We start from the raw sequence: 12,803 nt of genomic DNA, 5'->3' as shown, positions 1-12,803 counted from the left end.
GTCTTGGTGGCATACGAGGCATGCGAGGCGACCACGCGGCGCTGCGGCTGCGGCGGCAGGCTGGCGGCCGGCACGATGCGCGCCTGCGGCGACAACTGCACTTCGTCGTCGAAGCGCGGCTCGACCCGTTCCAGCGCGCGCTCGACCATGCGACCCTGGGCGGCGGCGTGGACCGCGCCCAGGTCCAGCGATGGCGCCGGCTCGGCCATCGGCGAGTGCGGCGCCGGCATGGCCAGCGAGGCAGCATCGTCGTTGGCCAGGGCGAGAATTTCGACACCGCCGTCGGTCTGGCGGTTGGACAAGATCACGGCGTCAGGGCCGAGCGATTCGCGGACTTTGCGCAGCGCTTCGCGCGAAGTCGGTGCGGTAAATTTTTTAACGTTCATGACCGTCTCTTTAGAAAACCAACAGGAGCTGACTCCAGATGGTCTTATTATTGACGATGCACCTCGGAAACGATCTGACGAACAGGCGTGGAAATCGGCCGTATATTCAGTCGCCGAACACCTCGCGCAAACTGGCGGCGTGGATGACCTTGTGCGCCCAGCGGTGCAGCTGCGCTTCGTCCGCCGCCTCCACCCGCGCGCGGGCGGCGGCGTCCAGCGCGCCGTAACGATCCGCCAGCACCGCCAGCAGCATCTCCGCCTGCCCCTGCAGCCGCCCCTGCGCCCGGCCTTCCTGCCGGCCTTGCGTGCGCCCTTCCTCGCGTCCTTCCTTGCGCCCTTCCTCGCGCCCGATCTGGCGTCCTATCCTTTCAATCGACGTCACGTATGGCATGGCATGTCCTCCCTCCTCCAGATGTAAGACATCGGCGTGAAATTTTTGTTCCATCGCTTCGGGCAGACGCATCATCCAGTCGATCGCGCGAAACAGGCTGAGGATGCGCTGCCGGTCCCAGTGATGACGATACAGCAGCCGGGTCAGCCGCCATTTGAACGCGCGCCGCCGCGTCGCATCGTGCCGGGTCTGCTGCGTCATCAAATGCGCGGCGGTGACCAGGGCGAACGGGTTGTGGTTCAGCAGCAGCTCGTCGATGCAGTCGGCGTAATCCTGCAGCTTCACGATGGGAAACATCAGGCACATCTCGCAGCCCAGCAGCTCGTAGGCGAACGACGACGGCCGCCAGCGCCTGCCGCTGTCGGCCAGCACCGCCAGGCTGGCCACCGGTTTGCGGTAACGGTCATACACGCGGTAGTGATAGGTGAAGATGCGCTCGGCAAAACCGGCGTCGTGCCGCCCCTGCACTTCCAGGTGCACCAGCACCCACTGCTCGCCGCCGTCGCGCAGATGGACGCGTACCAGCTTGTCGAGCAGGCGCCGGCCCTGCGCCGCGTCGTGCGACAGCGCGGCCAATTCCTGGTCGAGGAATGCGTACGGCCGCGACCAATCGATGGCCGCGTAGGCATCGTTGAAATAGAAGGCCATGAACTCGGGAAAGTAGCGTGTGACCACCTCCTTCCACGGCGTGTCGTAATCATCGTTCATGCAAGCCAGTCTAGGCCGGCCGCATGAACGCGATTACATCTGCATCAAACTCAGGCCGGTTGCTGGCCCACCAGCGCGGTCACGCGGATGGTCTTGCTTTCCGGGATCTCCGCGTGCGACAGCACCTTCAGCTGCGGCAGCGCGCGGCGCAGGAAGCGCGACAGCAAGGACCGCAGCGGCCCCGGCACCAGCAGCACCGGCGTCAGGCCCAGCGCCTCCTGCTGCGCGGCAGCCTGCTGCGCCTGCTGGGCGATGGTGTCGGCCAGGCCGGGCTCGATGCCGGCGCCGTCCGGTCCGCTGGCGGTCATGGCCTGCATCAGCAACCGTTCCAGACGGTTGTCCAGGGTCATCACCGACAGCTCGTTGGTGCCCGGGAACAGTTGCTGCACAATGGCGCGGCCCAGCGCGATCCGCACCAGCGCGGTCAGGTCGTTCGGATCCTGGTTGTGACCGGCATGCTCGGCCAGGGTTTCGACGATGGTGCGCATGTCGCGGATGTGCACGCCCTCGGCCAGCAGATTCTGCAGCACTTTCTGCAGCGTCGACACCGACACCATTTTCGGCACCAGGTCTTCCACCAGCTTGGGCGATTCCTTGCCCAGGTGGTCGATCAGCTGCTGCACTTCGCCGCGCCCCAACAGTTCCGACGCATGGGTGGTGATCAGGTGATTCAGATGGGTCGCCACCACCGTGCCGGCATCGACCACGGTGTAACCCATGCCCTGCGCCTGGTCGCGCAGGCTGGCGTCGATCCACACGGCCGGCAAACCGAACGCCGGGTCGGTGGTCACCATGCCCTGCAGCGTGCCGGTCGCCATACCGGGATTGATGGCCAGGAACTGGCCGTTGTAGGCTTCGCCGGCGCCCATCTCCACCCCCTTGAGCGTGATGCGGTAGGCCGACGGCTTGAGTTCCAGGTTGTCGCGGATGTGTACCGGCGGCGCCAGGAAACCGACCTCCTGCGCGAACTTCTTGCGGATACCCTTGATGCGCTTGAGCAGCTCGCCGCCCTGCGTCTTGTCGACCAGCGGAATCAGGCGGTAGCCCACTTCCAGGCCCAGGGTATCGACCGGCATCACGTCCTGCCAGGTGGCCTCTTCCTGCTCCGCGGCGGCGGCGGCGGCCGGCGCGGCCGCTTCGGCGGCGGCGGTTTCGCTGGCCACGTTCTGCTCCTTCTTCTTGCTCATCATGTAGCCGGCGCCGCCCAGGATACCGCCCAGCAGCAGGAACACCAGGTTGGGCATGCCGGGGATCAGGCCCATGCCGCCGATGATGCCGGCCGTGATGTACATGACCTGCGGCTTGGCGAACAGCTGGCCCACCAGCTGACCGCCGATGTCCTGGTCGCTGGCCACGCGCGACACCACGATACCGGCCGCGATCGAAATCACCAGCGACGGAATCTGCGCCACCAGGCCGTCACCGATGGCCAGCAGCGTGTAGTTCTTGATGGCGTCGGCAAACGCCATGTCGTGCTGGATGATGCCGACCAGCAGGCCGCCCACCACGTTAATCACGGTCACCAGAATGCCGGCCACGGCGTCGCCGCGCACGTATTTCGAGGCGCCGTCCATGGCGCCGTAGAATTCCGCCTCCATCGACACTTCGCTGCGGCGCTTTTTCGCCTCCGCTTCGCCGATCAGGCCGGCGTTGAGGTCGGCGTCGATCGCCATCTGCTTGCCCGGCATCGCGTCCAGGGCGAAACGCGCGCCCACCTCGGCGATACGGCCGGCGCCCTTGGTCACCACCACGAAGTTGATGATGGTCAGGATCACGAACACCACGATACCGACCGTGTAGTTACCGCCGATCAGGAAGTGGCCGAACGCTTCGATCACCTTGCCGGCCGCGTCGGCGCCGGTGTGGCCTTCGGTCAGCACCACCCGGGTCGAGGCCACGTTCAGCGACAAGCGCAGCATGGTCGACACCAGCAGGATGATCGGAAACGCCATGAAGTCCAGCGGCTTGACCGTGTACAGCGAAGTCAGCAGCACGATCACCGACAGCGCGATGTTAAAGCTGAAGAACATGTCGAGCACGAACGCCGGCAGCGGCAGGATCATCATCGCCAGCAGCATGATGATCAGGATCGGCGCCGCCAGGCTGGCCTTGTTCTGCGAGGTCGCCAGGCCTTGCAGCCACGGCGGCAGTTTGATGTTGCTCAGGGCGTTCATGCGGGTGCTCCGTTATTCAGATCGGGGGGGTTGCCATGCTTGGGCACGTAGGCCGGGTCGAGCGGGTCCATGGTCGGCGGCACGTCGATTTTCTTCGGCGCGACCGGACGGTTGCCGTTGCCCTTGTTGAACATGCGCAGCTGGAACACATAGGCCAGCACTTCGGCCACGGCGGCGTACAGCTGTTCCGGAATCTCGTCGCCGATCTCGGTATGCTTGAACAGCGCACGCGCCAGCGGCGGCGCTTCCAGCAGGGCCACCTTGTTTTCCCTGGCGATTTCGCGGATCTTGGCGGCCACCTCGTCGGTGCCCTTGGCCACCACTTTCGGCGCGCCGCGCTGGCCGTCGGTGTACTTCAGCGCCACCGCGTAATGGGTCGGGTTGGTCACCACCACGTCGGCGGTCGGCACGTCGGCCATCATGCGGCGCTTGGCCATCTCGCGCTGCAGCTGGCGGATCTTGCCCTTGATCTGCGGATTGCCGTCGGATTCCTTGGATTCCTGGATCAGCTCCTGGCGCGTCATCTTCAGCTTGTTGGCGTAGCTCCACATCTGGTACGGCGCGTCGATGCCGGCGATCAGACCCAGCGCGCCGACGATGAACAGGAAACTGGCGGCCAGCATGTTGAGGGTGTGGACCATGCCCAGCTTGAGCGGTTCCAGCGGCAGGCCGAACACGGCGTCCTTGTATTTCATCACCACCATCCAGGCGACGAAGCCGACCACGATGGTCTTCAGGATCGCCTTGACCAGCTCGACCAGCGAGTTCTTGGAGAACATGTTGCTGATGCCGTTGACGGGATTCAGCTTGTTGAAATTGGGCAGGAACGCCTTGGAGCTGAACAGCCAGCCGCCCACCACCAGCGGCGAGGCCAGCGCCACCAGCATCACCGCCACGCCCAGCGGCAGGCAGGCGATCAGCACCTGCACCACGTCGACGCCGATGCGGCGGAACAGCACGTCCGGGTCGAAAATCTGTTCCTGGGTCAGCTTCAGGCCGGAAATCAGCACTGTCTGCAGCTGGCGGATCAGGCCCTCGCCGGTGGCCCACAGGCCGGCGCCGGCCGACATCAGCACGGTAAACGTCGCCACTTCCCGCGAGCGGGGCACATCGCCTTCTTCACGCGCCTGCTCGAGGCGCTTCGCTGACGCGGGTTCGGTCTTTTCGGCTTCGCTTTCGTCTGCCATGGGGTGTGCCTGCTGCTGAGGTTAATTCGACCGTGCCATTATCGCGGGCGGCAGCGCCCCGCCATCGGGGGAATACGGCGGGTTTTCACCGCCATATCCGCGATTCCGCAGGGAAACTAGGCTTGTTTGACGGTCTGGGCGATGGCGCCGAACACCGACTTGCCATCATCCAGCATGTCGATGCGGATGGTGTCGCCGAAGGCCATGAATGGCGTCGAGGGCTTGCCGGCGGCGATCATTTCCAGGCAGCGCTGCTCGGCGATGCAGGAATAGCCACGTTTGGCGTCCTTGTTGGACACCGTGCCGGAACCGATGATGGAGCCGGCGCGCACATTGCGCGACTTGGCCAAGTGGGCGATCAGTTGCGGGAAGTTGAATACCATGTCGACGCCCGCATGGGGCTTGCCGACCAGCTCACCGTTCCAGGTCGACAGCAGCGGCAGATGCACCTTGCCGCCTTTCCACGCGTCGCCCAGCTCGTCGGGGGTGACCGCCACCGGCGAGAAACTGGTGGCCGGCTTGGATTGGACGAAGCCGAAGCCCTTGGCCAGTTCCTCCGGAATCAGGTTGCGCAGCGACACGTCGTTGGCCAGCATGAGCAGGCGGATGCGCTGATGCGCCTGGTCAGCGGTGGCGCCCATGGGCACATCGTCGGTGATCACGCACACTTCCGCCTCGAAATCGATGCCCCACTCTTGGCGCGCCAGCACAATGTCATCGGTCGGGCCGAGGAAATCGTCGCTGCCGCCCTGGTACATCAGCGGCTCTTCCCAGAACGAGGCCGGCATCTCGGCGCCACGCGCCTTGCGCACCAGTTCGACGTGATTGACGTAGGCCGAACCATCGGCCCACTGGAAGGCGCGCGGCAGCGGCGCCATGCAGTTGGCCGGCTCGAACGCGAAGCTGCGGCGCGCGCGACCATGGTTCAGATCCTGGTAGATCGTATCCAGTTGCGGCGCGATGAAGCTCCAATCGTCCAGCGCGCGCTGCAGCGTGCGCGCCACGCCGTCCGCCAGCTGGGCGGTCTTGAGGTCGCGCGACACCACCATCAGCTGGCCGTCGCGGGTGCCGTCTTTCAGGGTAGCGAGTTTCATGCGGGCGCCAGCAGGGCCAGTTGGGCGTCGTTCAGGTAGCACCATTCGCCTTCGGCCAGGCCCAGCGCGGACAGTTCGAGGCCGCCGATGGCGGAGCGGTGCAGCGCGCTGCAATGGTTGCCGGCGGCCGCCAGCATGCGCTTGACCTGGTGGTACTTGCCCTGCTCCAGCACGATTTCCAGCTGATGCTCGCCGCGCTGGATGCAGGTCTGCGCCGCCAGCGGCGCCGGCTCGTCGTGCAGCTGCACGCCGGACAGCAGCTGCTGTACCAATCCCTCGGTGACGGGCTCGGCCGTAGTGGCTTGATAAATCTTTGGAACGTGCCGCTTCGGCGACGATTGTGCATGGATAAACGCGCCATCGTCGGACATCAGCAACATGCCGGTGGTGTCGTGGTCGAGCCGTCCGACCGGCTGGACGTCACGCCAGCTCAGCTCTTCCGGCAACAAGGTCAGCACGCCCGGGTGATGACTGGGCTTGCGCGAGCATTCGAAATTCTGCGGCTTGTGCAGCGCGATGTAGACGTGTTCGCGGTACACCACGTCCTCGTCGAACAGGCGGAACACCAGGCCATCGGTCTCGATGGTTTCCTTGTAATTGTCGTGCACCTCGCCATTGATGCTGACTTCGCCGTCCTCGATGAGGGAACGGCAATACTTGCGGGTGCCATAGCCCTGCGATTGCAGGATGCGGTCCAGGGATAATTTACTCATGGCCGCGATTTTACAGGATGTGGAATGGATTGACGTACATCAAAGCCTGCTCAGTTAATGTTGATACACTGAAACTGCATTAGGAATCCCCCTACTGCAATCGGAAATACTCAGCAGGAAATCATGTCCAATCCATACGCCAACCCGGCAGCGCAAGCTCAGGCCGCCCTTCACCGCACCGCGTGGCTGCTCGCCCGCTGCCGCCACGGATATAGCTCCCGCCTCATGCCGCAAACACACTGGCATGCGCAACAGCAGGCAGGTTTTCTCGCCTGGCTGCAAGCCGGCGGCTTTCAGGCCGAGCGCCGCGACGACTGCACAATAGAAAACAGCGGCATGGCGCCGCTGTCTTCAGCCCCACAAAGGGACTTGCATGAGGAATCGAAATTCTCTCTACTCCGCATCGACGATGCGGTTGAGTAGTTCCATCAGATCGAATCAGGATAGTGCTGCCAACAACGAGCTAAACTATTTATATCGGCCCCCTTTGGAAAGAACTACATCCCCAATATAGTGCACCGTCGCGGATATGCAAGCGTTAATCAGGCTGGATTGATAATGTTTATCGCCATGCCAGTCATCCTACAACCATGACTAACGCAAGCTGGGCTTGACCGTCTCGACCGCCGACTTCATCGCCCCCGCGCCCATGGCGGCGCCGAACTTCTTCAGCACACGTTCCGGCAGGCCCTCATGCTGGGTGTAGTCGACGATGTCTTCGGCCTTGATCACGTCGCGCGCGACGCTGTCGACGGTGCCGTAGGCATCGGCCAGGCCCATCTCGATCGCGCGCGCGCCGGTCCAGAACAGGCCGGAGAACATGTCCGGCGTTTCCTTCAGACGCTTGCCGCGGCCGTTGCGCACCACCGCGATGAACTGTTCGTGGATTTCGTTCAGCATGGCCTGCGCGTGCTGCTTGTGTTTTTCCGTCAGCGGGCTGAACGGGTCCATGAAGCCCTTGTTTTCGCCGGCGGTCAGCAGCCGGCGCTCGACGCCCAGCTTTTCCATGGCGCCGGTAAAGCCGAAGCCATCCATCAGCACGCCGATGGAACCGATGATGCTGGCCTTGTTGACGTAAATGCGGTCGGCGCCGGCGGCGATGTAATAGCAGCCGGAGGCGCAGATTTCATCGACCACCACGTACAGCGGCTTGGCCGGATAGCCTTTGCGCAAGCGCAGCATCTCATCGACGATCATGCCGGCCTGCACCGGGCTGCCACCCGGGCTATTAATATGCAGCACCACGGCCACCGAGCCGCTGTCCGAAAACGCCTTGTTCAACGCCGGAATCACCACCGCCGCCGAACCGCTGCCTTCCGACTCGATCGCGCCTTCGACTTCGATCAGCGCCGTGTGGCGCCCCAGGGTCTCGCCATCCGAGCCGGTCCAGCTGAAATCGAAATACGCGCTCAGCGCGAACACGATCACCAGCAAGGTCACCGCCTTGAAGAAAATGCCCCAGCGGCGCGCCGCCTTCTGCTCCTTCAGCGTGGCGAACACCAGTTTTTCCAGCACCTCGCGCTCCCAGTTGGAGGCGCTGACGGCGGCCGGCCTGGCCGGCGGCGCTGCGGGAGTCGGGATGCTGCCGGGATCGTCGATGTTATCGCTCATGGATGATTGCTTCTTTTAGTAATCAGGCGCGCGCGGGGCGCACGTAGTCGTCCGGTTGCCAGTAGATCCGCTGCTCGCGTTCGACCACCGCGATCGGGCGCAGGCGGCCGCCGCGGCACGGGCCGCCGGCACATTGCCCGGTTTCCGGCACGTAGACCGCGCCGTGGGTCGAGCACATGATGTACAGCTTGCTGGACTCGAAGAACTCGCCTTCCGCCCAGTCCAGTTCGATCGGCACGTGGGCACAGCGGTTGAGGTAGGCATACGCCTTGCCGCCGTAGCGCACCACGAAGCCGGTGGCGTCGTCGCCGCCCGCGCTGACCGGAAAGCGCACTCCCTTGCCGCCCTCTTCGATCGCGTCGGCGGCACAGATCAGAATCTCGTCCATCAGGCGTTCTCGCTCAGCCATTGGTGCAGCTCGGCCACGGTTTGCGCCGAGTACAGCGGTTGGCAGGCGTGCAACTGATCGACCGGATGGGCGCCGTACTGCACGGCCACCGCCGCCGCGCCGGCATTGTTCGCCATCAGCAGATCGTGGGTGGTGTCGCCGATCATCACAGTGCGGCGCATGTCCTGGCCCAGTTCGCGGGTCAGTTCCTGCAGCATGGCCGGGTGCGGCTTCGAGAAGGTCTCATCGGCGCAACGGGTGGCGTCGAACATCGACAACAGTTTGACCTCATTCATGGCGCGGTTCAAGCCGACGCGGCTTTTGCCGGTGGCCACGGCCAGGAAATACCCGCTTTGCGACAATTCTTCCAGCATTTCCTGCACGCCCTTGAACAGGCACAGTTCGTGGTCGCGCGACAGGAAGTGATACCGGTAGCGTTCCACCATGCGCGGGTAGTAGGACGGATCGACGTCGGGCAGCACCGCCTGCATGGCTTCGTGCAGGCCCAGGCCGATGACATGGGCGGCGCGGTCTTCATGCGGCACCGGCAGCGCCAGATCGCGCGCGGCGGCCTGGATGCACTTCACGATGGTTGAAGTGGAATCCATCAAGGTTCCGTCCCAATCGAAGACGATCAGGTCAAATTGCTTTCTTGCCATTTGTTTGCGATTAGTTAAGAGGTTTTCCCAAGCTTACCAAGAATCGCTCACATTCGGCGGCCAATGGCGCATTCAGCGTGACTATTTTGCCGGAATCGGGATGGGTAAAGGTAATTTGATGCGCATGGAGAAACATGCGCTTGAGCGCACCGCGCCTGTCGTCGGCTTTTTGCAGCGCCTTGTTCAGCGCGAAATCGCCGTATTTGTCGTCACCAAGGATGGGGAAGCCCGACGATGACAGATGTACGCGAATCTGGTGCGTGCGCCCGGTCTTCAACTCGGCTTCCAGCAAGGCAAATCCATTAAATTTCTTCAACAGCGAAAACACCGTGTGCGACGGTTGGCCGTCGGCCTGCACCGACACGCGGCGCTCGCCATCGGCCGTCGTGTATTTATGCAAAGGCAACTTGATATGCTGGCGCGCGTTTTTCCAGTCGCCCGCCACCATGGTCAGATAGCGCTTGTCGGTTACGCCGTCGCGCATCTGTTCGTGCAAACTGGTCAGCGCGGTACGTTTCTTCGCCAGCAACAGCAGCCCGGAGGTTTCGCGGTCCAGACGGTGCACCAGTTCGAGGAACTTGGCGTCCGGCCGCGATGCGCGCAACTGTTCGATCACGCCGAACGACACGCCGGAGCCGCCGTGCACGGCCACTCCGGCCGGCTTGTCGATCACCAACAGGTGGGTGTCCTCGAAGATGATCTTGAATTCGGCGGCCGGCACGTGATTGGCCGGCTTTTCCGCCAGGCGGATCGGCGGAATCCGCACCACATCGCCTTGTACCAGACGGTACAACTGATCGATCCGGCCCTTGTTCACGCGCACCTCCCCCGAACGCAGGATACGGTAGACGTGGCTCTTCGGTACCCCTTTGCAAACACGCAACAGGTAGTTATCTATCCTTTGTCCGGCTTCTTCTTCGGTAATTGTGACGAATTGGGCTTGCAGCGGCAGCTCTGTTGAAGGCTGAGCAACATCATTTTGCATCTTCATTTGCTCTGTCTTCCTAGAAATCTCTCTAAGTCCTTCATTTTGAATATATAATCGTTTCGCTGCGGTTCTGACTGCGGCAAGTGTAAGAATAAGAGCACATTTTACACAGGGGCGTCTCCACTGGCCTCGCCTAATTGCAAATTCAGAGGAAAAAAATGTATACGCACCAGCCCTGCCGGAATCCAGGTTGCACCGTCGTTGCAATCGGAGGAGGCAGGGATGCTGAAGAAGATTGATTGGATAGTAAGGATAAAGTCCGGTCAGCCAGATCATAAGTTTGGGCTGGCCGGTTGATGAGTAGTTGATAACGCTTGCCGTTTTCGCCAGACCCTATGCTCTCTGCAAGCCGACGGAAGGCTGACTCAGCCTGCACCGAAGTTGCAGTCCCGTAGCATGGTCGAGATCTGGCCTGTATGCTGCTCACCGTCTGTTGTTTTCTGCCGTCCGTCGGGGCCGCATGGAGAACGCCAGATGCTGCGGGCACTCGGCCTGTCGATCAACCTCATGCGCCCAGTTGCGCCCGCTTCGCGCGGTTGCACAGGATGGGCATACCCACCGCAATCATTCTCCTTCTCGCGTATATCCCTGTAGCTTGCCGCACCGGTCCTAAGAAACCGGACGGCATCTTGGCCCAAGGGTCGCGGAGTTTATAAAAAATGAAACGCATGTTGTTTAATGCGACGCAGCAGGAAGAACTGCGCGTCGCCATCGTCGATGGTCAGAAACTGATCGATATCGACATCGAAACCGCCGGACGCGAACAGCGCAAGTCCAACATTTACAAAGGCGTCATCACCCGCATCGAACCATCGCTGGAAGCCTGCTTCGTCAGCTACGGCGAAGATCGCCACGGTTTCCTGCCGTTCAAGGAAGTAGCACGCACTTACTTCCGCGAAGGCGTGGACGTGCGCAACGCCTCGATCAAGGATGCGCTGCGCGAAGGCCAGGAAATCATGGTTCAGGTCGAAAAGGAAGAGCGCGGCAACAAGGGCGCCGCCCTGACCTCGTTCATCTCGCTGGCCGGCCGCTACCTGGTGCTGATGCCGAACAACCCGCGCGGCGGCGGCGTCTCGCGCCGTGTCGAGGGCGAGGAACGCCAGGAACTGCGCGAAACCATGGACAAGCTGGACCTGCCGCCCGGCATGTCGGTGATTGCCCGCACCGCCGGCATCGGCCGCAGCGTCGATGAACTGCAGTGGGACTTGAATTACCTGATGCAGCTGTGGCGCGCGATCGAAGGCGCCGGCAAGTCGGCCTCGGGCGCGTTCCTGATCTACCAGGAATCGTCGCTGGTGATCCGCGCGATCCGCGACTACTTCCAGCCCGACATCGGCGAGATCCTGATCGATACCGACGAGATCTACGAGCAGGCGCACCAGTTCATGAGCCACGTGATGCCCGACATGGTGCATCGCGTGAAACGCTACAGCGACGACGTGCCGCTGTTCTCGCGTTTCCAGATCGAACACCAGATCGAAACCGCCTACAGCCGCACCGTGCCGCTGCCGTCGGGCGGCGCCATCGTCATCGACCATACCGAAGCGCTGGTGTCGGTGGACGTCAACTCGGCGCGCGCCACCCGCGGTTCCGACATCGAAACCACCGCCTTCCACACCAACTGCGAAGCGGCCGAGGAAGTGGCCCGCCAGCTGCGCCTGCGCGACCTGGGCGGCCTGATCGTGATCGACTTCATCGACATGGAAGTGGCCAAGAACCAGCGCGAAGTCGAACAGCGCCTGAAGGATGCGCTGCACCATGACCGCGCCCGTGTCCAGATGGGCAAGATTTCCCGCTTCGGCCTGATGGAACTGTCGCGTCAGCGCCTGCGTCCGTCGCTGTCGGAAGGCTCGCACGTGACCTGCCCGCGCTGCTCCGGCACCGGCCACATCCGCGACACCGAGTCGTCGGCGCTGCAAGTCCTGCGCATCATCCAGGAAGAGGCGATGAAGGAAAACTCGGCCACCATCCACGTGCAAGTGCCGGTGGACGTGGCGGCCTTCCTGCTGAACGAGAAGCGCGGCGAAGTGCTGAAGATCGAGACCCGTCACCGCATCACCGTGATCCTGGTGCCGAACAAGCATCTGGAAACCCCGCACTACAAGCTGGAGCGCATCAAGCACGACGATCCGCGCCTGGAAGACAGCGCCGCCAGCTACACCCTGGCCGAGCAGGCCGAGACCGATCTGGCCTACAGCAAGCGCCAGAAGGAAGAAGCCAAGCCGCGCCAGGAAGCCATGGTCAAGACCATCACCCCGGACCAGCCGGCGCCGACGGTGGAGCGCAAGCCGGCCGCCGCCACCGAAACCATCATCAAGCCCGCGCCGGCGCCAGTGCCCGCACCGGCCGAGCAGGGTTTCTTCGGCAAGCTGTTCAATTTCTTCATGGGCAAGCCGGCGCCAGCCGCGCTGCCGCAGCAGCCGACCATCGTGGTGAAGGCGCCTTCGGGCGACCGCGCCGCCGCGGAGCGCAATGCCCGCGGCAGCGCAGCCGTAGCCGCGGGC

General features: G+C 63.1%; 11 protein-coding genes and 1 pseudogene. 2 read left to right on the top strand and 10 right to left on the bottom strand.

Features of this window, described 5'->3' with window-relative positions; translation table 11 throughout:
* From E4L98_RS30685 to E4L98_RS13770, 6 genes and pseudogenes are all read right to left on the bottom strand, one after another.
* A pseudogene (locus E4L98_RS30685) lies at nt 1-386 on the bottom strand (flagellar biosynthesis protein FlhF); the annotation flags it as partial.
* A 106-nt stretch (nt 387-492) separates the two neighbouring features.
* Complete coding sequence (locus tag E4L98_RS13790) at nt 493-1,485, bottom strand: RpnC/YadD family protein (RefSeq protein WP_135202126.1); 993 nt, start codon at nt 1,483-1,485, stop codon at nt 493-495.
* A gap of 50 nt (nt 1,486-1,535) precedes the next feature.
* On the bottom strand, nt 1,536-3,659 hold the full coding sequence (gene flhA, locus E4L98_RS13785; protein WP_135202125.1) for a flagellar biosynthesis protein FlhA: 2,124 nt from the start codon (nt 3,657-3,659) through the stop codon (nt 1,536-1,538).
* Complete coding sequence (gene flhB / locus E4L98_RS13780) at nt 3,656-4,846, bottom strand: flagellar biosynthesis protein FlhB (protein WP_135202124.1); 1,191 nt, start codon at nt 4,844-4,846, stop codon at nt 3,656-3,658. Before flhB ends, flhA begins: the two co-directional genes overlap by 4 nt.
* Nucleotides 4,847-4,962: 116 nt before the next feature.
* Nucleotides 4,963-5,940: a fumarylacetoacetate hydrolase family protein gene (locus E4L98_RS13775; protein ID WP_135202123.1), complete on the bottom strand. Its 978-nt coding sequence runs from the start codon at nt 5,938-5,940 to the stop codon at nt 4,963-4,965.
* Nucleotides 5,937-6,653 (bottom strand): pseudouridine synthase, encoded by a 717-nt coding sequence (locus E4L98_RS13770; protein WP_135202122.1) that lies wholly within the window; start codon nt 6,651-6,653, stop codon nt 5,937-5,939. The genes E4L98_RS13775 and E4L98_RS13770 overlap by 4 nt, the downstream gene beginning before the upstream one ends.
* 123 nt (nt 6,654-6,776) lie before the next feature.
* On the opposite strand from E4L98_RS13770, the gene E4L98_RS13765 reads away from it, so the two are divergent.
* Nucleotides 6,777-7,076, top strand: coding sequence for a hypothetical protein (locus E4L98_RS13765; protein WP_229257391.1), 300 nt, complete (start codon nt 6,777-6,779; stop codon nt 7,074-7,076).
* 171 nt (nt 7,077-7,247) lie between these two features.
* On the opposite strand, the gene E4L98_RS13760 is transcribed toward E4L98_RS13765, so the two are convergent.
* The 4 genes from E4L98_RS13760 to E4L98_RS13745 are packed head-to-tail and all read right to left on the bottom strand — an operon-like array spanning nt 7,248 to nt 10,302.
* On the bottom strand, nt 7,248-8,264 hold the full coding sequence (locus tag E4L98_RS13760; protein ID WP_135202121.1) for a S49 family peptidase: 1,017 nt from the start codon (nt 8,262-8,264) through the stop codon (nt 7,248-7,250).
* 22 nt (nt 8,265-8,286) lie between these two features.
* Nucleotides 8,287-8,652: a Rieske (2Fe-2S) protein gene (locus tag E4L98_RS13755; protein WP_135202120.1), complete on the bottom strand. Its 366-nt coding sequence runs from the start codon at nt 8,650-8,652 to the stop codon at nt 8,287-8,289.
* On the bottom strand, nt 8,652-9,311 hold the full coding sequence (locus E4L98_RS13750) for an HAD-IIIA family hydrolase (RefSeq protein ID WP_135202119.1): 660 nt from the start codon (nt 9,309-9,311) through the stop codon (nt 8,652-8,654). Before E4L98_RS13750 ends, E4L98_RS13755 begins: the two co-directional genes overlap by 1 nt.
* A gap of 10 nt (nt 9,312-9,321) precedes the next feature.
* Nucleotides 9,322-10,302 carry an RluA family pseudouridine synthase gene (locus E4L98_RS13745; RefSeq protein WP_135202118.1) on the bottom strand — a complete coding sequence of 327 codons (981 nt, stop codon included), beginning with the start codon at nt 10,300-10,302 and terminating at the stop codon, nt 9,322-9,324.
* Nucleotides 10,303-10,958: 656 nt separating this feature from the next.
* Here E4L98_RS13745 and E4L98_RS13740 point away from each other — a divergent pair.
* The coding region (locus E4L98_RS13740) for an Rne/Rng family ribonuclease (RefSeq protein WP_135202117.1) at nt 10,959-12,803 on the top strand (1,845 nt) is incomplete at its 3' end.

The sequence above is a fragment of the Duganella callida genome, assembly GCF_004614165.1.
GTDB lineage: Bacteria > Pseudomonadota > Gammaproteobacteria > Burkholderiales > Burkholderiaceae_D > Rugamonas > Rugamonas callida.
This window is presented reverse-complemented; position numbering and strand designations above follow the sequence as displayed.